The organism is Pedobacter hartonius, from assembly GCF_900107535.1.
In the GTDB taxonomy this organism is placed as follows: domain Bacteria; phylum Bacteroidota; class Bacteroidia; order Sphingobacteriales; family Sphingobacteriaceae; genus Pedobacter; species Pedobacter hartonius.
Genome location: NZ_FNRA01000003.1, coordinates 236,140 through 258,518 on the forward strand (window position 1 = coordinate 236,140; position 22,379 = coordinate 258,518).

Consider the following 22,379-nt stretch of genomic DNA (forward strand, 5'->3'; position numbering starts at 1 on the left):
CAGGCAGCTTAAACTACCCGGAGCCAATGAAAGGCAACGTATTTTAGAATGGCTAAAATTTTAGTGATTTATTTACGTTAATTTGCACATTAAGTCTTTAACAAGAATTTCATAAGAACTGTTTTACTAAATTTTTTGACCATATCAAATGTTTAAAGAGATCCATAATAAATACCTCCGATATTTATCCATATTTATCTTCAGTATCATCATCTTCTTTTGCGCACTGCAGCTAAATTTTCTCTGGCTGTTTGGTTACTCCCCCTCTATCCATGATATTAAAACACCAACCCTCAGCGTAGGATCAGAACTTTATACTTCAGATGGTGTACTGATAGGCAGGTATTACAAGGAAAACCGCACGCCGGTTGACTTTAAACAAATATCCCCTAGTGTGATCAATGCGCTGGTGGCTACGGAAGATGTCAGGTTCTACAAACATATGGGGATTGACTTCCGCTCACTGTTATCCAGCGGACTCTCCACAGCAACCGGGGACAGACGTGGTGCGAGCACCATCACCCAGCAGCTGGCTAAAAACATGTACAGGACCAGGTACAATAAGTCACAGGGGTTTATCAAACATATCCCCGTTGTCCGTACCATTGTTTCAAAGCTTAAAGAATGGATGACCGCAGTAAAGCTGGAATCTAACTATTCCAAAAATGATATCATTACCATGTATCTCAATACGGTATCATTTGGAAACAACACTTACGGTATCAAAACAGCCGCCAGAATATATTTTGATAAACAGACAGATTCCCTTACCGTTCCCGAATCAGCCATGCTGGTAGGAATGCTCAAAGGAACTTCTACCTATAACCCTGTACGTTATCCGGAACGTGCCCTGGAAAGAAGGAACGTTTCTCTGTCCCAGATGAATAAATACGGATACATCAGCAATGCTGAACTAACCGATTATAAAAGCTTGCCACTGAAACTAAAAGCAGGAAGAATAGATGAAGGAAGTGACGGAGATTCCTACCTGAGAGCTGCTGTATCCAAGTACCTCGAAAAATGGTGTAAAGACAACAAGTATGATCTGTATGAAGATGGACTAAAGATCTATACTACCATCGACTCTAAACTGCAGAAATATGCAGAGGAAGCGGTGGCAGATCAGATGAGGATCATACAAAAGAGATTTTACAATGTATGGGGCAATGAAGATCCATGGCAAGATTCGGAAAAGCACAAAGTTGATTACCCCGGCCGTGCCATGCATAACCTGCCGATCTACTCCCTGTTACAAAAGAAATATGCAAATACACCCGATTCCATCACAGCCTATTTCAATAAAAAGAAGAAAATGAAGATCTTCTCCTATAAGGGAGACCGGGATACGCTTTTCTCTACACTGGATTCTATCCGCTATTATGGAAAGATCATGAATACCGGTATGATGACACTCGATCCGTTTACCGGCAAGATCAAAGTATGGGTGGGCGGCGTAGACCATAAGTTCTTTAAATACGATCACGTTAACCAGGCCAAAAGGCAGGCAGGATCTACATTCAAACCCTTCGCTTACCTTGCTGCTTTTGAAAGTGGCATGAGCCCCTGCGATACCTTCGTGGATAAACCTGTAAGAATCAAATACGAAGAAAACGGTAAAACGGAGTATTGGGAACCAAGAAATGCCGACTGGAATACGACTTACAGAGAGATGTCACTCCGCGCTGCCATGGGCCGTTCGGTAAATACCGTAACTGCACAGGTAACGGAAAAGGTAGGATGGGATAATGTGGTAAAATGGGCGCATGAATGCGGCATCGACAGCCACCTGCAATCTGTACCTTCTGTAAGTTTAGGTCCTAATGATGTTTCCGTATACGAAATGGTACGGGCTTATGGTACTTTCCTTAACAAAGGGGTAAGAACAGATCCGATCCTGGTAGAGAAAATTACTGACCAGGACAATAATGTGATCGAGGATTTTGTAGCCAAGACAAAAAGGGTACTTTCAGAAGAAATTGCATGGCTGATGCTCTATATGTTCAGAGGTGGAATGGAAGAACCGGGAGGAACATCCCAGGCGCTATGGGAATGGGATCTCTGGAAAAAGAATAACCAGATTGGCGGAAAAACAGGTACCTCATCTGATTATGTAGACGCCTGGTATATGGGCATCACTAAAGACCTGGTAACGGGTGTTTGGGTGGGTTGTGACGAACGCTCTGCCCACTTTAAAAACGGTGAAACTGGCGAAGGATCACATACTGCGCTTCCTATCTTTGCAAAATTCATGGAAAAAGTTTACCGTGATAAGAGCTCCGGTTATACCTATGGGCCTTTCCCTAAAGCAACAGTGCCGATTACCAGGAGTATTGACTGCCCTACACCTGTTTATGTTGCCGATACGGCAGCAACGGATAGCCTGGCTGTAGATTCAACCAGTTTTACTCCGCCTGCCGAAGGCGAAGCCGCTACCCAGGAAAAACAGGAAGAAGTAAAACCTGAAGAAAAGAAGGCCCCTGAACCTTCACCAAAACAATTGCCGCCAGCACCCTTAACCCGTAAGGAAGAGCGGGAACTCAGAAAAAAACAGCGTCAGGAAGAACGGGAGAGAAAAAAGAACGAGAAAACAGAGAACTAGACCTTGGACCTGATCTGGAGAAGCAGAATGGCGCGCAAGGGTATATCTCCGAAACAGCAAGCATATACACAAAAGGCCGGATGGAACTCAAAAACCAGCCGGCCTTTCTCATTTATGGCAGTAGTTATGTTATGTACTGCTATATAATGGCGCCGGGTCAAGAAAGCTATGACATGATTGTCAGCGGCATTTTCACTTGCGTAGGTATTGGCCTGTTCATGGTGATATGCTCAAAATCCAGACCTATGGTCAGATCAATCCAGTCGGGGTTACATGAACGTACCAGACGTTCTTTCTGCATTCTGGTAAACCGGCTGATCAGTTTAAAGCGACTAAGCGCCTGGCTCTCCGTTTTAAACTCTTCAAAATAAACCAACCGGGTAAGCTGCTGTGCATTGTCAAAAAACAGGCTTGGCATCTGCTTGTAAAAATCAAGCGTTTTAATCAGATCAGCGCTCATTCCAACGTGTAAACTAGTACGGTTCCTATCGGTTACGATGTAGACAAATTTTTTCATTGCTTTCAGCTTAAATTATTACCACTAATTAAATTAGTATATATATTTGGAGTACGAATAAATATTACTAACTTTATTGGTACAATATTACTAACTATTTTAGTAAAAACAAATTATTTCTAATCTTTTATTTTATGTCGAATATTTCCAGCAATCTCAAATACTTAAGAAAGAAAAAAGGCCATACACAACAGCAATTTGCTGATTTAATGGAAATTAAAAGATCACTCGTAGGTGCCTACGAGGAAGACCGGGCAGAGCCTAAATATGAATTACTAAAAAAAATAGCAGAGTATTTTGAACTGACAATTGATGAGTTTATCAACGAAACTGTCAATGAAAAATGGAAACCAAAATTAAAAAGCCAGGGATCCAACCTCAGGATCCTCAGTATTTCCGTTGATCAGCATGACAATGAGAATATTGAAATGGTTCCCGTAAAGGCCAGTGCAGGTTATTTAAATGGATTTGCTGACCCTGAATATATCAAAGACCTGCCAAAATTTCAGCTTCCCCTGCCTGCATTAAAACAGGGTACTTTCAGGGCTTTTGAGATCGTGGGAGATTCCATGTTGCCTATCCAGCCCGGAAGTGTGATCATTGGAGAGTATATGGACAATTGGAATGATGTTAAAACCGGAGAAACCTATGTAATTGTCAGCAAGAATGAAGGGGTGGTATACAAACGCGCAGGAAACCGTTTCAAAGAGAACAAAGAGATGAAACTTGTTTCAGATAACAAGATGTATGACCCTTATATGGTGGCAGCCGAAGATATTCTGGAGATCTGGAAAGCAAAAGCCTTTATCAGCTCTACCCTGCCTGATCCTACACCTGAGCCTACGATAGAAACCCTGACCAATATGATGTCCCAGATGCAGAAATCACTTTCACAAATGAATAAAAATTAATATTTCATCCCTGGATTAAACCGTTTTGCTTTTTTCTGATCCAATACACAAAACCAAACAAAATGAGACGGTCATGAGAGCCTGCATCTTCAAATGAAAGGCTCATGATTAGTCATCACCTATAATTACAGACATGAAAAAACTATTTCTGACACTCGCTATCGCTTTAATTGGATTTACTGCAGCCCATGCACAGACTGCAACCCATAAAGAAAAAACCACTCCGGCACAAAAAGCAGAGAAAAGTACCGCTAAATTGCAAAAGGAGCTTTCACTGACTGCCGATCAAAAGCAAAAAGTTTATGCCATAGAGCTGGATAAGTTTCAGAAAGCCGAAAGCCTGCACACATCAGGTCATCAAGCAAAACAGGCACAGAAAGATCAGCACAAAGCGATTAAAATGGAAACTGAGGCAAAACTGGATAAGGTTCTCAACGCAGCACAAAAGAAAAAGCTGACCGCCCTGCAGACGGAGAAGAAAGCTCAGAAAAGAGCCTCAAAAGAGAAAAAAGCTTAATTCACCAGAAATTACTGATCAATAAAAAAGGGGAGCAAATTGCTCCCCTTTTTTATTGATCTATTTTTTATTTCTACTTAACTGTATCAATGACAGCTTTGAAAGCTTCAGGGTGATTCATCGCTAAATCAGCTAAAACTTTACGGTTTAAACCGATATTTTTAGTAGCCAATTTACCAATCAGCTGAGAATAAGAAATACCATGTTGACGGGCTCCAGCGTTGATACGTTGAATCCATAAACCGCGGAATTCTCTTTTCTTAACTTTACGGTCACGGTATGCATACTGCAAACCTTTCTCAACCGTATTTTTTGCTACAGTGAATACTTTACTTCTTGATCCCCAATAGCCTTTGGCCATATTAAGGACTTTTTTCCGTCTTCTTCTCGAAGCTACTGCGTTTACCGAACGTGGCATAGTGTTGTTGTTTTTTGATAAACGGTGTTGCGTATTTCAGCAAACTTACTACCGGGTACCTGGTTAAAAAATTAATTATTTACCGATAGCAAGCATACGCTTAACGTTGCCCATATCAGCAGCAGACACCATTGAGGTGTGACCTAAATTACGCTTACGTTTAGTAGACATTTTTGTTAAAATGTGACTTTTGTATGCGTTCTTTCTAGTAATTTTACCTGTTCCAGTAATCGAAAATCGCTTTTTAGAACTGGAATTGGTTTTCATTTTTGGCATAACCTGTGTTATTATCTATGTAACTTATTTATTTTTTTACAACTTTTGGAGCAAGGGTTAAGAACATACGTTTACCTTCTAATTTAGGCAACAGTTCAACTTTTCCTATGTCTTCCAAAGCCTGCGCAAACTTAAGCAACAGGATCTCCCCCTGCTCTTTGTAAACGATTGCCCTACCTTTAAAATGTACATATGCTCTCACTTTTTCACCGCTTTCCAAAAAACTCTGTGCATGTTTCAGTTTGAACTGAAAATCATGATCATTCGTGTTAGGACCAAAACGGATCTCCTTAATTACTGTTTGTTTAGCATTTGCCTTAATCTCTTTCTGCTTTTTCTTTTGTTCGTAAACGAACTTGCTGTAATCGATTATTCTACAAACCGGAGGCACTGCATTAGGTGATATTTCTACCAGATCCAGCTCCAGTTCATCGGCAAGGGCTAAAGCTTTTGCCAAAGGATAAATCCCCGGTTCAACATTATCTCCAGCTAACCTGACCTCCTGGGCCCTGATAAACTGATTAATATTATGTTCTGCTTCTTTTTTCTTAAAAGGAGGACGTGGTCCCCTGTTAAATCCTGGTCTGCCTAATGCCAAATTTATATACTATTTAAACTGTTATTTCTTTAATTAATAATTCTCTGAACGCCTCTATGGTCATCTCTCCTAAATCGCCTTCACCGTGCTTTCTCACTGATAACTTGCCTTCTATCATTTCCTTCTCCCCAATGATCAGCATATATGGAGTCTTTTTAACCTCTGCGTCCCTGATCTTCCTGCCTATCTTCTCGTCACGGAAATCAATCAAACCGCGAATATCGGAATTATTTAGTTCATCTGAAACTTTTTTAGCATAATCTTCATACTTTTCTGAAATAGGAAGGATTATAAATTGTTCAGGTGAAAGCCATAACGGGAAGTTACCTGCGCAATGTTCGATCAAAACTGCCACAAACCGCTCCAGGGAACCAAAGGGCGCTCTATGGATCATCACCGGTCTGTGTTTCTGGTTATCACTGCCTGTGTATTCCAGTTCAAAACGCTCAGGCAGGTTATAATCCACCTGAATAGTTCCCAGCTGCCACTTTCTGCCCAACGCATCTTTTACCATGAAATCCAGCTTAGGGCCATAAAAAGCCGCTTCACCTAATTCTACAACGGTAGACAGGCCTTTTTCAGCTGCCGCTTCAATGATGGCGTCTTCTGCAAGTTTCCAGTTTTCATCGGTACCGATATACTTGGATTTATTTTCAGGATCCCTCAATGATACCTGTGCGGTATAGTCATTAAACCCTAAGGACTTAAACACATACAGTACCAGATCAATCACCTTTTTAAATTCCTCTTTTACCTGGTCAGGCCTGCAGAATAAGTGGGCGTCATCCTGGGTAAATCCACGCACCCTTGTCAGGCCGTGTAATTCTCCGCTCTGCTCATAGCGGTAAACCGTACCGAATTCAGCAAAACGTAAAGGTAGATCTTTGTAAGAACGCGGTTTAACTTTATAGATCTCGCAATGGTGAGGGCAGTTCATTGGTTTTAACAGAAACTCCTCTCCTTCCTGCGGGGTCTTTATCGACTGGAATGAATCCTTGCCGTACTTATCCCAATGTCCGGAAGTAACGTATAAATTCTTGTGACCAATATGTGGGGTGATCACCTGCTCGTAACCAGCCTTTCCCTGTGCTTTAGTTAAAAAGCTCACCAGACGTTCGCGCAGGGCAGTTCCTTTTGGCAGCCACAGCGGCAGTCCCATACCCACTTTTTCAGAGAAAGCAAACAGCTCCAGTTCTTTACCCAATTTTCTGTGGTCGCGTCTTTTCGCTTCCTCGATCATCAGCAAATACTCTGTCAGCTCGCTTGCCTTTGGAAAAGTAACTCCATAGATCCGGGTCAGTTGTTTTTTGGTCTCATCCCCTCTCCAGTACGCCCCGGCAACATTCATCAGCTTTACAGCTTTAACGAATCCGGTATTCGGGATATGCGGGCCACGGCACAGATCTGTAAATGCACCCTGTTTATAAAAGGTGATCTTTCCATCTTCCAGTCCCTGGATCAGATCCAGCTTATACTCATCTCCTTTTGCTGTGAAATAGGAAATCGCATCAGCTTTAGAAACACTTGTCCGCTCAAAAACTTCTTTCTGTTTGGCAAGTTCCATGAACTTGTTCTCAATCGCCTTAAAATCATCCGATGAGAATTCATGGTCTCCAAAATCCACATCATAATAAAACCCTGTTTCAATAGCCGGGCCGATACCGAATTTTGTGCCCGGGTAAAGTGCTTCCAGCGCCTCTGCCATCATATGCGCAGAAGAATGCCAGAAAGTAGCCTTACCGGCGGTATCATTCCAGGTGAGCAGTTTTACTGTTGAGTCTTTTTCAATGGGCCTGGATGAATCCCAGACCTCGCCATTTACTTCTGCGGCAAGCACGTTACGTGCAAGGCCTTCAGAAATGGATAAAGCAATCTGATGGGCACTAGTCCCATTTTCGTACGGACGGACCGAGCCATCCGGTAATGTAATGTTAATCATCTACAACTATGATTTATATGTGAATTAATTGATATTATTTAATAATCACTTACAAGGTGATCTTTCAGCTACAAAGATAAGGTTTTAAGAAAGAAATAGGAAAAATGAATCCCAATACTTTTATTTAGTGTAAGTAACCGCCGCTTATTTGGTATAGGTCAGGGCTTCAGTTCCCTTGCCAACAATGACCATTGCTGTCAGGTTAACGAATAAACCATGCGCCAGAATTCCTTCTATCTGGTTAAGGCTTTCGGATAGTTTTGCGGCATCTTCAATCAGTCCGAAATCGGCATCTATAATCACATTATGGTTATCAGTAATGAATGGAGAACCATCCTTCATCCTCACCTCGCCGGTTCCACCCAGTTTTGTCAATGCTCTTTTCACGTAATTCAGGGCCAGCGGAACAATCTCTACAGGTACTTTGAATTTACCAAGTTTATCTACTTTTTTTGCCGCATCGGCAATGATGATCTCTTTTTTTGTGAGTGAAGCAACTATCTTTTCCCTGAAATGTGCACCTCCTCCTCCTTTGATCAGGTTGAGCTGCACATCAAATTCATCCGCTCCATCAATCGTTACATCAATGTATTCTACAGAATTCATGTCAAGCAATTCAATCCCAAGGGAAGTAGCCAGAGATGCTGTATGTTCAGAAGTAGGTACTCCTTTGATCTTCAGTCCATTTTTCACAAGTTCTGCTACTTCAAGAATAGCGTAATAAGCGGTTGATCCGGTTCCCAGTCCGACAATATCATTGTCACGGATATATTTAACGGCTTCACGTGCGGCAACCTGTTTTTCAAGATCTTTTGTATTCGTTGGTTCCTTATCCAAAATGTTAAGCTTAAATGGTGATTTTGCGGTTAGGCGCCATAAAATTAAACAAAATAACTAAACTCTTTAAAAGAGGACAGTAAATAATCCATCGCCCACTTCAAGATATTCAAACATATCTGATGTACTGGTTATGTTGTAACTAAGCGGGGAAGTCAAATTTAAAATTAAAGGGAAAAAGATTATAGTGAGGGATTAAGTCGGATTACCCCTAATGTGAAGCTGTCACTCTGCATTTGGGAGGAGAATTTAAAATCTGGTTAGGCTGTAATTTAGAAGCTGCCCCAGATATTCACTATTTGACACCCGTTTTCCATCGGCTGATACCAGGAATATCCATCCCTGAACAGGATGTCCGTAGAACACGAAGGGAAACGACGCTACGAAAGATACATCTTTACGCGCTGCTATCTTCATATCCAGGATATACTTATTGATAGTCGTGCCGTAAAAAACAGCAATAACGTAATCTGTATCCTGGTTAAGATCTGTTTCGGATGAATTTACTGTCCAGCTTACTTTTGCTGTGCCTTCCGGAGCCACTACCGCAATAATCAGCTGGTTGTGTCGTTTATTGTCATCAATTATCGCCAGATATTTAAATAACCATACTGTTATCAAAAAAGAAAACCACAGTTCCGGAAAAAACCAAAACTGTGGTTGTAAAATTTCAAAAAAGACTGGGCTTAAACCTCCAGATCAATATCAGACAAACTAAAACAGTGATACCAATTATCCATTTCCAGGATGGAGAACTTTCTGTTTTATTGATGCTGCTTTTAGCATTACGCTCAGTACTTTGCTTTAACTCACCAGTAGTTTTACCCCTGCTCAACTCCTGCGTTTTCACAAGATTCGAAGAAGACCTTACCTGCCGGTCCTGACCGGTGATCAGGACTTTTTCTGCCTGCCCCTCAAAACCCCGCTCAGGCGAAAAAGTAAAATTTCCCAATGGCCATACCTGTACGGTATAATTACGGCTTCCAGAATCTCTTTTAAAGGTGAGCATATTCGAGAAAGCCTTGCGCTCTCGCTCCGAAATGATTCTCAAACCGGTGTCGGTTCGGGCAGATGTGCTTTCTTCTTCTTTGGTTTTCGTAGTCTGCCTGAATAAGCTACAGGCCTCAAAGCTGACCAGCAGCAGACAGCCTAACGCCAGTACTCTCATGGCCCTCCTCTCCTTTCTGACACCCAATCAGCAATCTTATAGATAGTCCTGATCTGTCTCCACTTGCGGTACACGCCGCCCCCGTTCCTGCTGCCGTTTACATTTGTATTTCCCTCCACGGAAATCACCCAATCATCCTTAGTACCGGCAATGAGGCCCACATGTGCAATCCTACCGTATTCAGGGAAATAGATGCCCAGCAAATTTGCAGGCAGTGCCAATTTGGATATCCTTGACGGGGGAAACATATCGGGAGACCATCCAGACCTGGGTTTAGGAAGGCCGGCTTTGCTAAACACCCACGATATAAATGCAGCGCAGTAAGGCTGCCCCCTTTTTAAATGCACGGTTGCCAGGTAACGCTCTATCTGCCCGCCATCATTATGTCCGGTCTTTTCCATTGTGCCAATTTCTATATTTGCAAGATGCACAATAGTAGAGCGCAGTATCCGTTCTTTCACCCTGGGCTGTTCTAGCAGAGGGCCATCAAACATCCCAATGCTGCCAGCAAAAGCAGTGCATAAGATGCCCAGTAAAATCCTAATTGTTGCCATGGGGTTAAGCTTTTAAAATGTGAAACAATCAAACCAATTGAAGGCAGCTTTAGCCTTGCCCAGGATCGCTGCAGCAGCCACCAGACCAATGCTGCGATGAGGAGAAAACTGAGCAGGCTGAGCAGGATCAGCAGCCAGATGCTTTGATCTACACTGCCCGTCGTCCGATCTGCCAGACGCAGCCATGAGGGTGCAAAACACCAGATGAATAATAGTAAAAGAAATACAAGCTCTCTTTCCCATCTTGTGATGAAGGAGACTGCGGGCCATTCCGGCTCGTACACCTCATAAAGAGGCATAATTTTAGGTTTCATAAAACATATTTTTTTTAAAGTAAATAATTAGTTAATTATCAAAATATTATCCATTCCCGGCATATACACTGTTGGAGACTTTTCTTCCGTTCGCTGAAATAAAAAATAACCATACGTGGACAAGGTCATCTATTGCATCATGCTGCTTAAAGAATAACAGTGCTGCATCCTCCCGTCTCACAATTCCTGAAATGATAAAACAGTCATTTATTGACTCATCATAAAATAAAATACAAGCCCTGTCAGTTGCCTGGTCACATTCAGCTTGGAACTCCCAGCTTAATTTCATTTGCCCACTGGCATCACATTTAAGTTTTACACCAATGGGCCCATTCAATTTTCCTTTACTGATCAGTACTTTCGGATAGTCGATACTGAAGTTTGGAGAAACCCCGGTAATAATGTCCGTATTAAATTTCATTGCAGCATTCATTTGTGTCATCTTATATGTAAAGGCCTGGAACCCTACAGCGATCACATCATAAATACAACTGAAAAATGCTGTCAATAAACTGAACTTTTCGCGTTGCTCTAGCTGCCGCTGTGTAGGTTCTTTTGTTGTTTTTTCAGGTGCATCCTTTACTACATCATCATTTTTCCAGGAGGAATAAACTTTGTCTCCTAGTTTTCCCGAGAATGGGCCAAGCGGCCCGTTTTTGTACTTTGTCATTTTTTTTAAGTTTAAATTTTAATACGCTGTTATTTCAATCCAAGGCAGGCCGGCGCAGCGTTGAATTGTTGAACGAAAGTATTACATAAAAACATAACTACCTAACAAACAACAAGATGTGTCGTAATTTGTCATCAATTGCCGCGAGGAAGATTAAAAAAATGGATGGGATATCAACAATTCGAATAGCGGCGGGATTTCGTGAGAATGGGATGGGATCAACCAGCAGGTAATCAGAAGGACAGTTAGCGGGGAAATGGAGAACTAATTTTAGCGGTTTTTTAGCAAAGCAAAGACATCTGATTTTAAATAAAAGTTAGTGCCCCCAACTTTCTTATACTTAATGATTCCGCTATGCGCATAACGCTGTATAGTACGGACGGACAAATTTAAAATGTCTGCAACATCCGCCGTATTCAGGAAAGCATCATTTTGTTCGCTGGTTAATTCAAAATGGCCTTTTACCAGGTGTGATAAATCGATAACTAAATTCATCAAATTAGTTATCATTTCTTTGAGATTTTTGTACATAATTTCTTAAATGATAAAAAGTTAATAAAAAACAATAATTAAAAACACATGTGCTACAACTAATTTACATAATTTAATTAATAAGAATAAAACTAGTCGGAAAACAATTTCAAACATCTGTTTAAAATTACCGGTAGCCTTTCTGAAATTTATTTTCTATATAAATAATTATTTAACACCTCCCCACAAGATCTGCCCGGTGTAAACACTGTTTGAAATGCTGCTATGGTCTTCTGAAATGAAAGAAATATAAGTTTCAACTGGTTCTTGTTCCGCAAGAACTGGCAGGCTTAAAAACTCATACCCCTGGCTGCGTTTTGCTCCGCTCCTTAAAAACACAGCCTTTGAGTTCCCGGAGAAATAAGCCATCAGCATAACCTGATCGCCAGCCCTTGTTCCATTTTCGAGCCGGGTATGATCCCATGTAAACATCAGTCCTCCATCAACGGCAATGGTTTCGGGTTCTCTTGCCACGGGCATCATCCCTGAAGAGAACAATACTTTGCTGAAATCGATTTGCAGGTCCGGATAAGTTCCGGTGATTGCCTTTCTTGTTACCGATGCGGCCAAATTGTAGGCGCTCATTCCTTCTCATTTTGCCTGGGCAGCAAAACCCATTCTGATGAATTCAATGACTGGTTTGAGAAAGGCCGTGGTCAGCGACGTTTTTAACCAGGTTTCACGCAAACGGACACTTGGATCAACAAATTTGTGCGCACCAATAGTACGCAGACGTTGCTGTCCCTTTTGGTCTATATAACCTATTACATTTCCTAATTTTCCGGAGAAAGGGCCAAAAGGCCCATATTTTTGTATTGCCATCATCCTGAGTTTAAAGTTTAAACCAAAATAAGCAGCAAAAATTTAAAATTAAAGCAAAACCCGCCCGCTGACGGCACATGTCTGCAATTGGCGCAGCATTCCGGCCGGTTTGCCTTTTACGCAACCATCCATTAAGCGCCTATTGTTCCTATCTTAACGCTATCGTAAACCTACCCGCTGAGTAGGTCAGGGGTAGGTTTGCAGTAGGATTAATGTAGGTGTGTACCGGGATTGCCCAAAACTAAACCCGGGCAATGCCTTATTTAAAGCTACACGCTAATTTCATATGTGTTAAGTTTTATCTATCCGTTCATCCTATTCACATAATGATACCATTCCTTCACGAAAGCCCTGAAAATTACCAAACGCCCCTGAAAGCTTTTCACAGAATTCTTTGATCTGACTAATTCCCTGAACCTGCTGCGGTACATACTGATAACAGAACTCTTACGGGTTGAACAGGGCAGAAAAACTCCTTCCTGATGACGCCATAGGCCAGAGAAAAATTTCATGAGTTTGTCGTTTTCATAAACCTTGTCAGCATATTTACGCGCGTACAGATTTGCCAGGGTAAATTTTCACATTTGCGCAGACGAGGTTCTTAAATAGAACACTTAAAATTTCTATATATGTTATAAAATTAATATATTATTTAACAATTACTCATATACAGTTTATTTTAATACTACAAATGTAAGTATCAAGATTTAATTAAACAATAAAGAAAATAAATTATCTATACAGGTTAGGAAATAATGGTTGCAGCCAATGGTAGAGAATCATAATTCCAGCATTATTATATTATCAAATACCAACCTAACCGATTGAGGTGACTTCAGCTCAAATAAAATAATCACATAAGTATTTCGTTTAATTTTTATTTAATTAAGATAAACGCACATCATAGAGGTAAATTTTAAATCATATGGGACTTATAAAAATCAATGGCATTCAGCTATATGTGGACGTTCAGGGGACCGGATACCCTATTATATTAATACACGGTATAGGCGGAGATCATCAATCACATTTCGGAACCCTCATAAAACCCTTGTCTAAAAATTTTAAAACCATTGCATTGGATTGTCGTGGTCACGGACAGTCAGACAAACCTTTACAATATACACTGGAGGATCACGCGAATGACATTTTAGGAATCATGGACTATTTTGGCATTGAAAAAACGTATCTGCTGGGAGTTTCCATGGGCAGTTATATTGCTCAGCTGGTTGCAATTACCAGTCCGGACCGGATCAATAAACTGGTATTGACTGTTACAAAATCCAATGGAATCACCTCATCTCTGGGACGGTTATTTAAAGAACATGAAACAGAGATTAAAGGCCTGGATTTGAATTCAATCCTTGCGAAGCTTCTAAAATATATAGTATATGATCCTGAACCGATGCAAAAACACCTGGAGTTATTTAAAACAACACTCAGCCCCGAACAGTTTCATGTGGCAAATAAGGCTATTGCCGGGTTTGATTTCAGAAAAGAGCTCTCGAAAATAAAAGCAAAAACCATAGTGATCAGCGGAAAGTACGACGGATTAAACTTTCCGGCAGAAGGAAAGGAAGTGGCTTCACTAATTAAAGATGCAACATTTGTGGAGATGCAATATTCCGGACATATACCATTGCTTGAAGAACCAGCTACTTATCTGAATATCGTTGAGCAGTTTTTGTTGAAATAATCATACTATCTGAACAAGCAGGTGTGCCAATATCAACAGAAGACGGAAAAGGATACTCATTAATGGAAGGTTATAGAATTCCACCTGTTATGTGCACTGAAAGTGAGGCTAATTACGATTGAACAGGTAATAATAAAAAACGTTGATGAGCAATACGGGAAAATTAAAGATTTATTAAGCGAGGTTATTCAGGAGACAACAATGCCCTGGGGAAACCGCTCATTGTTGTTTCGCGACCAAGATGGTAATTTAGTTAATTTCTTTACTCCTGTTACTCCGGATGCTATTAAAAAATTCAGTTAATCATCAGCTGCCTGGTTTTAAAAAAACATATTAAAAGCCTTAAAACAGCATGCCCATTACATGGGCTACAACTAGTTGTAGCCCATGTAATGGGCATGCTGTTTTAAGGCTGTGAGTCATGTTATGTAAACAAGCCGCAAGGCCGCCCGCCTGGATAACCGTAAGCACCAGCTTTTTTTTGCAACTGCGTTTGCAATTGACACAATAGGGCTGGAAAGCTAAATGGCAATTTGCGCTAAAAAGTATACTCCACAGAAAAATGATCCGATAAATAAAGTCCTAAAACAGTCCCTGTAATTGCACTATTCACGTTATTCACACAATAATCAATTGCGCGGGTAGGATTTGTTGAGGAATAGGTATTGTTATTTGGCGGACAGATTGTATAAGGTGTAAGCAATGTTGGCGGTTCACGATTGTAATCTCCTGCTGTAATCCAGTTGTTTCCAACGGTATTATTTATAGCTGTCAGCATATTTGCCGCATCCGGTCCGCCGGGACTGATCGCGTGAAAGCTGAATACGAAATTTGTTGCGTCAATTTGAAAGCCAAGGGCCGGACGCCATACCGGTGCAACTGCGGGAAAGACCAGGCCACTGCCAATAGGTGCAAATTTTGCTACAATTGCAATATTGCACCTATTTCCATTGGGGTCAGCCGGATAAAATAAAATATGTTTCTGACTGCGTAATGTACCCCAGGTGTAGTATTGTAGATTCACGATACCACCATAGTTGGCATTCACCAGTTGTGCCGAGGCAGGAACCCCGCCGCACTCCTGAAGGCAGCAGATATCTGCACTGCGGCTGCCAAAAAAATTCATCACACCTTCGTTCCATTTATTTTCAGTGCTATGGCTTGCACCCTGCATATTCCATGTAATTAATTTCATAATATTTCTGTTAAAACTGATACATAACGAATAATAAATTTGATTAATAAGGTGTTGGCAATAAAACAAATACGTTGTTGGTGCTGTCAAAATAGATAGCCGCATCTTTGCTGATATTTACTTCCAGATATTTACCTACGGTTGTACTCAGCTCGGGTATTTTCATCCCGCCTGAAGGAGAAAGAAGACTGAAAGGGATGATCATATTATTTGAAATCCCACTGGCTACAAAAACTTTAACAGAATCAAGCGGCTGGTAATAAGTGGTTTGATTATACGGAATAGAAGATACATTGACAATCGCATCGAAAATGTTCCCGTCGCCCATTATTTGTTGTGTGAGCCCGCCTGTTATTGCCGGATACCCATTATTGAGGTTTTCAAAACCATATACCAGAGATGAATATGCTGCAGTTATATTCTGAAATTCAGCACCAGTCAACTGTGCTTTATAGCCGGCTGATATGCTGGTGACGATGCCAGCTGTAAGGATATCAAAAGAAACGATTTTCTGTATTGTAGCATATTCCTGCCAGACAGGGGCAAACTGCACGATATTTTCTATTGTAAACGGAGAAAAAACAAAACAGGCAACAGCGTAAGCATCATCCTGCGCAAAAGATCTTATAATTACAACTTTCTCATTGTTACTTTTAAGCTGCCTGATACCATTGCTGTCAAATTGAATGTTTAATGAAACACTACCCATAGCTATCGATGTTAATCACTGCCAATACCTGTTGATGATAAAGAACCACAGGAAATCTTGCGCTGTGGTTCTTTATGGAATGCTGAAATCAGAGGTTCAACAGCTGATTCAGTGATTCTCCAGACGAGATTTGGGTTACATACGGAGTACCGTCAACATTTCTCAACCCATAAGTTCCGTCAATCACCAGCAGATCATACCCTATAGTAGACGCTGAAAAAGAAAATGTACATCCTGGGGCAGCCGCTTCTGCAGTTACTGAACCTGATTGTAAACCAATCTGGGCAGCGAACATACAGATTTTTTCATGTGGGGTCATATTGATAGAACCCTGCGGAGTAGAAGTAAATGCACAAAACGGAGCATAGGAACCGTTAATTAATGCTGCTAAACCTACTGTTACATTGGATGTAGATGCAGGTCTGTTATTTTTGATCTGGATACTGTCCGCCGGAACAGAACCCGATGTACTGGTAATAGAACCGTCTGAATTAAAAACAAGGGCAGTACCTAAACCAACTTCGTCAGATAATACCTGCATTTTGATTGTTGTATTTGCACCAATTACAGACTGGTTAAATACATACACTTTGTATTTGGGCGTGTAATCGATTTCAACAACACCAAACATTTCTGTAAATGGTTCAGCAAACCAGGTTGGTAAACCTGCAGTAATTTGTTTTGGTCCCGAAGCACCTTTATAAGCAAATAACTGGTAATTGTTTTCCTGCAGATACTGCAGATTTTTTTTCTGACCGGCGTCTGTAAAATCAAAACCAATTGTAAATGTTGTAGCGTCAACAACAGTGGTTGCGGTTATTGCGTTTAATGTAAGATCTTGTGTGGTAGCCATGTTATTTAAGTTTTTCAGTTTTCGACCTACTCTGTTTTAAGGCTTTTCGGTATCCGCCTTTGTCAGTCCGAAGCGCTTCTCAGGTGACAATTCAAAGCTATGAACAGACGGCCGGTCTGGTAAGAGTACAATTACTTAAAATTCATATAGCGTATTTATACTTAGATAATTACACCGAAAAACAAATCAGCATCAAAAATTTGCAGCGTAACATGGGCAAAAAAAGGCGCCCGATGAGCGCCCTTTCCTAATCATATATCGATATACTATAGTATAACAGCAAGTTCGTTTACCATCAGTCTCCAGTTCTCATTCTCCGGTATTCCCGGCTTGCGCTTGCCAAAGAACTGAACGATAATGGTACCTTCTGCATCAAACACCTCAATACTTGTCACAATACCATCGGAAGTAGGTTTTTTCACCAGCCATACCGCTGCAATTCCGTCTTCACGCAGATGCATATTGAAATCAGGATCCAGCACATTAAACCATGGACCGGCCTGTACCAGTTTTTTTATCAGGCCGGTGTGGATCTGGATACATCCTTTATTTCCTGTAAATACCATGATCTCCAGGTCTGTTTCCGAGGCCTTATTAAAAATGTCCTTCAGGGAGTCGTACGAGATCTGAACCGCGTGTCCTTCAGGTGCGAGGCGCAAACCCTGTATTCTTGTCACACCGAATTTCCTTAACAATCCGTGAAAATCATGCGTATCTTTCAGCGTAAGCCAGTTTTCCTGGAAAGCAGGTACATCAATTTCCGCATCTGCTTTCTCTTCCGCCTGCTGTTTGTCCGCAACAATCACCAGGGCCGCATGCTGATCTTCCGCAGTAAAATCATGTACCAGCGTTTCGTAGGCAGTTGTATCACTTGTTTCTGTCAGGTAAATTTTGTGGATGGCTTCCCCGTCCTTTCCAAAAAACTGGAGGCTTTTGCGCCCGTTCTCATCCACAGCAAATGCCGTAGACCAGGCAGACATAAACAGGCGAAGATCGATATCCGGATTCAGGGCCAGTCCCATAGGGCCTGTAAAAGAAACATTCGAATAAACACCCTTGCGTTCATGTACGCAAAAATCATTACGTGTTAAAGCCATCACCTTGCCCAGGCTTTCCGCAGTTTTAAGAACCCCTTGAAAATCATCTTTCAAACGGGTAACTGACGTTCCGGCCAAAGTAGACAGTAATTCTGCTTCAGTAGTATCCAAACGTTTGGCGGCATCTCTGATCCTTACTTTAGGGTTTTCAGTTTTAAAAGCTTCCCACTGGCTTTTCAGTTCAATTACGTTCATCTGTTAAGTTCTTTAAATATTTTATAAATTATTTTGAATCATTGCCGGGATAACCAGCGGACAATCATATCCTTCACATTCCATTAATTTCACCTGGATATTGAAGGTCTCATAGATATTTTCATGGTTGATTACTTCCAGAGGAGTACCTATCGCCACCTTTTTCCCATCCTTCAGCATCAGTATTTTATCTGCAAAACGGGATGCAAAATTAATATCATGCAAGATACAGATTACACAATACCCTTTGTTGGCCAGACGCCGTGCCAGTTCCATCATCTGCTGCTGGTACAGCAGGTCCAGCCCATTGGTTGGCTCATCCAGAAACAGGCAGGCATCCGGAGTATCGTATATCTGGGCCAGCACACGTGCCAGCTGCACCCGCTGCTGCTCGCCACCGGAGAGCGTATTGTAATCCCTTCCGGCAAGAGCGGTGATCCCGGTTTCTTCCATTACCTGTCTGACCACCTCTATATCCCGCTCACCGGGAAACTGGTCAAAATGAGGATACCTGCCCATCATGACCAGTTCAGTAACGATAAAAGAAATGGAGATTGTGTTTTGTTGTGAGAGCACTGCGCGCTGTTTTGCAAGTTCAGGAAGTTTATACTGCTGCAGGTTCCGTTCCCTGAAGATGATATGTCCGTGGCTGGGACTGATCTCCCTGCAAAGCAGTTTCATCAGCGTACTTTTCCCGGCACCGTTGGCACCAAGGATCGCAAGCATCTCACCGGCTTTTGCCTCAAAGCTCAGGCGGTGCAGCAATTCCTTTTTACCTGCGTGATAACTTAGTTCATGTGCGATGATCATATTTATATTTTATTTTTATTACGCTCTGTAATGATAATATATAAAAATACGGGTGTACCGATTAAAGCCGTCAGAATACCGATAGGCAACTCCGCTGGCACAACGATCGTTCTGGCTACCAGATCAGCCAGGCTGAGCAGTGCGGCACCCAAAATCGCAGAACCGGGGACCACCAAACGGTGATCGGCCGTAAAGGTCATCCTCAAAATATGGGGAACGATCAGCCCTATAAAGCCGATAATGCCCGCCACAGCAACAGAAGCTCCCACCGCCATCGTTGCCAGTAAGATGATTATTCTTTTAATCATGATCACATCAATCCCCATATGTAATGCCTCCGCATCTCCGAGGGCCAGTGCATTTAAGGATTTCGCTAAAAAAGGCAAGCCAGCAAGCGGAATGAGTATAAAGGGAAGCAAACCGGTTACAGTTGCCCAGCTGGCCCCTCCCAGGCTGCCCAGGCTCCAGAAGGTAATGGTCCGCAGCTGCTCATCCGTAGCCATGTAGGTCAGCAGCCCCGTAAATGCTCCTGCTAACGCATTGATCGCTATACCGGATAACAATAATGTGGTAATAACTGTTTTGCCGTTCCTGACAGACAGCCTGTAAACAATCCCCGTTGTGATACAGGCACCGGTAAAAGCGGCGAGCGACAAGGCATAGAATCCCATCACACCACTTAACGACTTAAACACGCCAACCTCAAGCACGATCATCAGCACCGCAAATAAGGTAGCACCAGATGAAATACCGATCAGACCAGGTTCAGCCAGGGGGTTCCTGAACAACCCTTGTATAGCCGCCCCTGAAATACCAAGACCAGCCCCAATCAGTACCCCCAGAAAAACCCTCGGCAGCCTGATGTTCAGCAGCACTGCCGCCTGCTGGGGCCTGAAATTAGCTACATCCGACAATCCAGTACGGTTTGCCAGTATAGACAGCAGCTCAGGCACACTAATCTCAACCGCTCCGATACAGGATGACAAGACCATTACGCCGATAAGCAAAGCCGTCAGAGAGAGCAATATATATCCGGTTTTTCTGATCACTTAATTTTTACTGCTAATTCCTGAATGGCAATTCCTAAACGCGGCCCAAAGCTGCTGAGCAGCTCGCCGTCCATACTGATGATTTTTTTATTTTTACCGGCATTTGTCTCTTTGACACCCTGTACCTTAGCCAGTCCTTCCGGGCCGCCAAGGCTTTGCAAACCGCTGTCAAACAACAGGATGATATCAGGATTGGCTTTCACCAGCGCTTCAGCCGTCAAAGGCTTGTAATCTGCAAATTCTGTTACTGCATTTTGCCCGCCGGCAAGTGTGATGGCTTTATCTACTGCTGTACCTGTGCCGCCGACCATCATTGTTCCCGTACCACGGGCATAAATGAATAATACCTTTGGCTTCTTATCCTGCGCGCTAACAGGCTTTACCTTTTCAAGATCTGCCTCCAGTACTTTAATAACAGAATCACCCCTGGCCGACGCATGTAAACTATCTGCCAGGGAATAGATCAGTTTTTTTGTGCCTTCAACAGAGTAATCCTGGTCTACCAGCAGCAGTTTTACACCTGCAGCTTTAAACTGGGCCTGCAAAGCCGGAGTTACCTCTTTTTTAATGCCTACGATCAGGTCTGGCTGCAGCGCCATCACTCCTTCCGCATTGATATTTTTATTGTGGCCTACTTTGGGTTTGGCTTTCAAACTTGCAGGGTAATTACTGGTAATATCTGTTCCTGCAATATTTTTCTCCAGTCCTATGGCTGCCAGTACTTCGCTAACAGAACCGTTCAGGGAAACGATCTTTGTACTGTCGGTCAAAGCCGTCGCCGCCCGCTCTTTCGTTTGATTGTTACAGGCGCCCAGGCTTAAAGCGAGGATGGCCACTGCTAAAATATTTAACTTCATAATTTAATAAATGTAGAGCTCTATGTTTAACAATAAGGTCTCCGGGTTATTCCTTAAGACTTATCTAATTAACGGTCTGAATGTAGATAATTGCATGATCCATTATATTTAAAAAGGCGGCTTCCATTAGCACGTGGAAGCCAGCCTTTGCACAACAAAACTAACCAAGTTTAGGCCTTTTTAACCAGTTTGTATTCTATAACCGGCTTACCACGCGTTCCGCTGTCGCTCGCATGGAAACTAATAAATTTCAGTTTGTAAATATTTCCTGCTCCATCCTTAACCAGGTAGAAACGGTCCGTTTTCACACCAGCGGTACCAGTGGTAGCCCTCCAGTTTCCTCCAATTACGTCTCTCGTCCCAAGGAAGTTTATCCCGGTCAGGTTAGCTTCTGTAAAATCTGCATAAGCTACGGTACTGGTTGCCGCAGTTCCCGAATAGATCACTTCAGCGGCGGTGATGCCTCCAACAAAGTTGATGATCACGAAATCTGAGAAAGTGTAGGGAGTAGCTGCATCTGCTTTGTAGGTAGTTAAACCCCATTCAATGTCCCATGCTGCTTTTTCAGGTTCAACAATAACTGCCCCCGTTCCGAAAGAAGCGTATTTAAAGTTATAAGCTGCATCTTTTGCAAGGGCAAGTGTTTTAAAAGTAGTTTCATTGATTTTGGCATACTGCAGGGTATAACCGGTACCGCTGCGCAGCACACGGATCTTTTCCCATCCCCTGTTGGTTAACCCGGCAGAACCGCGGTTCACAATGTAAACTTTGTTATCTGCATCTGTGGCAGAAACAGCTTTGATTACAGTACCTGCCAGATAGGCACTTGTATTTCCCTCAATAGGATCAATGGTGGTAAATAAGCCCAAACCCTGGCCGATTGATAATGTTGCAGAGGCAACCAGGCTGATTGTATCTGCCGCAGTTACCTTGTTCAAATCTGTTTCGTTCAGTGCAATGGCAGTTGCACCTGCTGAATGGTTTAAGATTATCCTGAAATCTGCTCCGGAGTAAAACCCGAGATCCCATGAAGCACGGGCTACGGAAGTTTGTTTATCGGTGCTGAAGTCTACGAACACGCTGTTTCCGGCACTTGTTCCGACTTCAGTCCCGATAAGGCCGTTCAATGTCATGGTGCTGCCATCCGAGGCAGGCACTACAACGATTGGATCTTCATCTTTGCTACAAGCGGCAAAAGCTGAAGTAAGACATAATAAAGTAATGATTTTAGTAAATTTGCTCATGAT

Annotated in this window: 26 protein-coding genes; 4 read left to right on the plus strand and 22 right to left on the minus strand. The window is 42.2% G+C overall.

The genetic code is table 11. The features are described from left to right. Positions 1-148 precede the first annotated feature (148 nt). On the plus strand, positions 149-2,599 hold the full coding sequence (locus BLW16_RS07045) for a transglycosylase domain-containing protein (protein ID WP_090555858.1): 2,451 nt from the start codon (positions 149-151) through the stop codon (positions 2,597-2,599). Between the two features lie 166 nt (positions 2,600-2,765). Here the strand turns inward: BLW16_RS07045 and BLW16_RS07050 are convergent, their stop codons facing one another. Beyond that, complete coding sequence (locus BLW16_RS07050; protein ID WP_090555859.1) at positions 2,766-3,116, minus strand: GIY-YIG nuclease family protein; 351 nt, start codon at positions 3,114-3,116, stop codon at positions 2,766-2,768. 134 nt (positions 3,117-3,250) lie between these two features. Here BLW16_RS07050 and BLW16_RS07055 point away from each other — a divergent pair, with 134 nt between their 5' ends. Together BLW16_RS07055 and BLW16_RS07060 are read left to right on the plus strand one after the other, a co-directional pair. Beyond that, positions 3,251-4,027: an XRE family transcriptional regulator gene (locus BLW16_RS07055; RefSeq protein WP_090555860.1), complete on the plus strand. Its 777-nt coding sequence runs from the start codon at positions 3,251-3,253 to the stop codon at positions 4,025-4,027. A gap of 133 nt (positions 4,028-4,160) precedes the next feature. Then, positions 4,161-4,544, plus strand: coding sequence for a hypothetical protein (locus tag BLW16_RS07060; RefSeq protein ID WP_090555861.1), 384 nt, complete (start codon positions 4,161-4,163; stop codon positions 4,542-4,544). 73 nt (positions 4,545-4,617) lie between these two features. On the opposite strand, the gene rplT is transcribed toward BLW16_RS07060, so the two are convergent. The 13 genes from rplT to BLW16_RS07125 form a co-directional block, all read right to left on the minus strand. Next, positions 4,618-4,962 carry a 50S ribosomal protein L20 gene (gene rplT, locus BLW16_RS07065; protein WP_037439531.1) on the minus strand — a complete coding sequence of 115 codons (345 nt, stop codon included), beginning with the start codon at positions 4,960-4,962 and terminating at the stop codon, positions 4,618-4,620. Between the two features lie 75 nt (positions 4,963-5,037). Continuing rightward, complete coding sequence (gene rpmI, locus BLW16_RS07070) at positions 5,038-5,238, minus strand: 50S ribosomal protein L35 (protein WP_090555862.1); 201 nt, start codon at positions 5,236-5,238, stop codon at positions 5,038-5,040. 28 nt (positions 5,239-5,266) lie between these two features. Continuing rightward, positions 5,267-5,836 carry a translation initiation factor IF-3 gene (gene infC, locus BLW16_RS07075; protein WP_090555863.1) on the minus strand — a complete coding sequence of 190 codons (570 nt, stop codon included), beginning with the start codon at positions 5,834-5,836 and terminating at the stop codon, positions 5,267-5,269. 13 nt (positions 5,837-5,849) lie between these two features. Further along, positions 5,850-7,775, minus strand: coding sequence for a threonine--tRNA ligase (gene thrS / locus BLW16_RS07080; protein ID WP_090555864.1), 1,926 nt, complete (start codon positions 7,773-7,775; stop codon positions 5,850-5,852). Positions 7,776-7,919: 144 nt separating this feature from the next. Next, on the minus strand, positions 7,920-8,612 hold the full coding sequence (gene rpiA, locus BLW16_RS07085) for a ribose-5-phosphate isomerase RpiA (protein ID WP_090555865.1): 693 nt from the start codon (positions 8,610-8,612) through the stop codon (positions 7,920-7,922). A 249-nt stretch (positions 8,613-8,861) separates the two neighbouring features. Next, positions 8,862-9,233 carry a DUF6266 family protein gene (locus tag BLW16_RS07090; protein ID WP_090555866.1) on the minus strand — a complete coding sequence of 124 codons (372 nt, stop codon included), beginning with the start codon at positions 9,231-9,233 and terminating at the stop codon, positions 8,862-8,864. 49 nt (positions 9,234-9,282) lie between these two features. Beyond that, positions 9,283-9,780, minus strand: a complete 498-nt coding sequence (locus BLW16_RS07095) for a hypothetical protein (RefSeq protein ID WP_090555867.1) — start codon at positions 9,778-9,780, stop codon at positions 9,283-9,285. After that, positions 9,777-10,334, minus strand: coding sequence for a peptidoglycan-binding protein (locus BLW16_RS07100; protein ID WP_175470500.1), 558 nt, complete (start codon positions 10,332-10,334; stop codon positions 9,777-9,779). The genes BLW16_RS07095 and BLW16_RS07100 overlap by 4 nt, the downstream gene beginning before the upstream one ends. Then, complete coding sequence (locus BLW16_RS07105) at positions 10,253-10,648, minus strand: hypothetical protein (RefSeq protein WP_245735162.1); 396 nt, start codon at positions 10,646-10,648, stop codon at positions 10,253-10,255. The genes BLW16_RS07100 and BLW16_RS07105 overlap by 82 nt, the downstream gene beginning before the upstream one ends. A 46-nt stretch (positions 10,649-10,694) precedes the next feature. Next, positions 10,695-11,318: a DUF6266 family protein gene (locus BLW16_RS07110; RefSeq protein WP_090555868.1), complete on the minus strand. Its 624-nt coding sequence runs from the start codon at positions 11,316-11,318 to the stop codon at positions 10,695-10,697. Between the two features lie 270 nt (positions 11,319-11,588). Continuing rightward, positions 11,589-11,813, minus strand: coding sequence for a helix-turn-helix domain-containing protein (locus tag BLW16_RS07115; RefSeq protein WP_175470501.1), 225 nt, complete (start codon positions 11,811-11,813; stop codon positions 11,589-11,591). Positions 11,814-12,017: 204 nt separating this feature from the next. After that, a complete protein-coding gene (locus tag BLW16_RS07120; RefSeq protein ID WP_090555870.1) occupies positions 12,018-12,434 on the minus strand; it encodes a DUF6266 family protein in 417 nt (138 codons plus the stop codon). Between the two features lie 6 nt (positions 12,435-12,440). Beyond that, positions 12,441-12,674: a hypothetical protein gene (locus tag BLW16_RS07125; RefSeq protein ID WP_090555871.1), complete on the minus strand. Its 234-nt coding sequence runs from the start codon at positions 12,672-12,674 to the stop codon at positions 12,441-12,443. 922 nt (positions 12,675-13,596) lie between these two features. Here BLW16_RS07125 and BLW16_RS07135 point away from each other — a divergent pair. Beyond that, entirely contained in the window at positions 13,597-14,367 is a 771-nt protein-coding gene (locus tag BLW16_RS07135; protein WP_090555873.1) for an alpha/beta fold hydrolase, read from the plus strand. 538 nt (positions 14,368-14,905) lie between these two features. On the opposite strand, the gene BLW16_RS07145 is transcribed toward BLW16_RS07135, so the two are convergent. From BLW16_RS07145 to BLW16_RS07180, 8 genes are all read right to left on the minus strand, one after another. Beyond that, the gene (locus BLW16_RS07145; protein WP_175470502.1) at positions 14,906-15,562 is read right to left on the minus strand and encodes an endonuclease/exonuclease/phosphatase family protein; all 657 of its coding nucleotides are present in this window, start codon (positions 15,560-15,562) and stop codon (positions 14,906-14,908) included. 43 nt (positions 15,563-15,605) lie between these two features. Then, positions 15,606-16,271, minus strand: a complete 666-nt coding sequence (locus BLW16_RS07150) for a hypothetical protein (protein ID WP_090555875.1) — start codon at positions 16,269-16,271, stop codon at positions 15,606-15,608. A gap of 88 nt (positions 16,272-16,359) precedes the next feature. After that, positions 16,360-17,124, minus strand: a complete 765-nt coding sequence (locus BLW16_RS07155; RefSeq protein WP_090555876.1) for a hypothetical protein — start codon at positions 17,122-17,124, stop codon at positions 16,360-16,362. A 266-nt stretch (positions 17,125-17,390) separates the two neighbouring features. Further along, a complete protein-coding gene (locus tag BLW16_RS07160; protein ID WP_090555877.1) occupies positions 17,391-18,416 on the minus strand; it encodes a hemin-degrading factor in 1,026 nt (341 codons plus the stop codon). A 21-nt stretch (positions 18,417-18,437) separates the two neighbouring features. Beyond that, positions 18,438-19,226 carry a heme ABC transporter ATP-binding protein gene (locus BLW16_RS07165; RefSeq protein ID WP_090555878.1) on the minus strand — a complete coding sequence of 263 codons (789 nt, stop codon included), beginning with the start codon at positions 19,224-19,226 and terminating at the stop codon, positions 18,438-18,440. Positions 19,227-19,228: 2 nt separating this feature from the next. Further along, a complete protein-coding gene (locus tag BLW16_RS07170; RefSeq protein WP_245735163.1) occupies positions 19,229-20,275 on the minus strand; it encodes a FecCD family ABC transporter permease in 1,047 nt (348 codons plus the stop codon). Then, a complete protein-coding gene (locus tag BLW16_RS07175; RefSeq protein WP_090555879.1) occupies positions 20,272-21,132 on the minus strand; it encodes a heme/hemin ABC transporter substrate-binding protein in 861 nt (286 codons plus the stop codon). Before BLW16_RS07175 ends, BLW16_RS07170 begins: the two co-directional genes overlap by 4 nt. Before the next feature lie 170 nt (positions 21,133-21,302). Continuing rightward, a complete protein-coding gene (locus tag BLW16_RS07180; protein ID WP_090555880.1) occupies positions 21,303-22,376 on the minus strand; it encodes an HmuY family protein in 1,074 nt (357 codons plus the stop codon). Positions 22,377-22,379: the final 3 nt, after the last annotated feature.

Bases quoted from the DNA above. Each gene is read 5' to 3' on its own strand.
- BLW16_RS07175 (WP_090555879.1), bottom strand. From the start codon at position 21,132: ATGAAGTTAAATATTTTAGCAGTGGCCATCCTCGCTTTAAGCCTGGGC.
- BLW16_RS07150 (WP_090555875.1), bottom strand. From the start codon at position 16,271: ATGGGTAGTGTTTCATTAAACATTCAATTTGACAGCAATGGTATCAGG.
- BLW16_RS07160 (WP_090555877.1), bottom strand. From the start codon at position 18,416: ATGAACGTAATTGAACTGAAAAGCCAGTGGGAAGCTTTTAAAACTGAA.
- BLW16_RS07125 (WP_090555871.1), bottom strand. From the start codon at position 12,674: ATGATGGCAATACAAAAATATGGGCCTTTTGGCCCTTTCTCCGGAAAA.
- BLW16_RS07180 (WP_090555880.1), bottom strand. From the start codon at position 22,376: ATGAGCAAATTTACTAAAATCATTACTTTATTATGTCTTACTTCAGCT.
- BLW16_RS07055 (WP_090555860.1), top strand. From the start codon at position 3,251: ATGTCGAATATTTCCAGCAATCTCAAATACTTAAGAAAGAAAAAAGGC.
- BLW16_RS07165 (WP_090555878.1), bottom strand. From the start codon at position 19,226: ATGATCATCGCACATGAACTAAGTTATCACGCAGGTAAAAAGGAATTG.
- rplT (WP_037439531.1), bottom strand. From the start codon at position 4,962: ATGCCACGTTCGGTAAACGCAGTAGCTTCGAGAAGAAGACGGAAAAAA.
- thrS (WP_090555864.1), bottom strand. From the start codon at position 7,775: ATGATTAACATTACATTACCGGATGGCTCGGTCCGTCCGTACGAAAAT.
- BLW16_RS07110 (WP_090555868.1), bottom strand. From the start codon at position 11,318: ATGACAAAGTACAAAAACGGGCCGCTTGGCCCATTCTCGGGAAAACTA.
- BLW16_RS07115 (WP_175470501.1), bottom strand. From the start codon at position 11,813: ATGAATTTAGTTATCGATTTATCACACCTGGTAAAAGGCCATTTTGAA.
- BLW16_RS07135 (WP_090555873.1), top strand. From the start codon at position 13,597: ATGGGACTTATAAAAATCAATGGCATTCAGCTATATGTGGACGTTCAG.
- BLW16_RS07155 (WP_090555876.1), bottom strand. From the start codon at position 17,124: ATGGCTACCACACAAGATCTTACATTAAACGCAATAACCGCAACCACT.
- BLW16_RS07145 (WP_175470502.1), bottom strand. From the start codon at position 15,562: ATGAAATTAATTACATGGAATATGCAGGGTGCAAGCCATAGCACTGAA.
- BLW16_RS07120 (WP_090555870.1), bottom strand. From the start codon at position 12,434: ATGAGCGCCTACAATTTGGCCGCATCGGTAACAAGAAAGGCAATCACC.
- BLW16_RS07060 (WP_090555861.1), top strand. From the start codon at position 4,161: ATGAAAAAACTATTTCTGACACTCGCTATCGCTTTAATTGGATTTACT.
- BLW16_RS07095 (WP_090555867.1), bottom strand. From the start codon at position 9,780: ATGAGAGTACTGGCGTTAGGCTGTCTGCTGCTGGTCAGCTTTGAGGCC.
- rpmI (WP_090555862.1), bottom strand. From the start codon at position 5,238: ATGCCAAAAATGAAAACCAATTCCAGTTCTAAAAAGCGATTTTCGATT.
- BLW16_RS07105 (WP_245735162.1), bottom strand. From the start codon at position 10,648: ATGAAACCTAAAATTATGCCTCTTTATGAGGTGTACGAGCCGGAATGG.
- BLW16_RS07100 (WP_175470500.1), bottom strand. From the start codon at position 10,334: ATGGCAACAATTAGGATTTTACTGGGCATCTTATGCACTGCTTTTGCT.
- BLW16_RS07050 (WP_090555859.1), bottom strand. From the start codon at position 3,116: ATGAAAAAATTTGTCTACATCGTAACCGATAGGAACCGTACTAGTTTA.
- BLW16_RS07045 (WP_090555858.1), top strand. From the start codon at position 149: ATGTTTAAAGAGATCCATAATAAATACCTCCGATATTTATCCATATTT.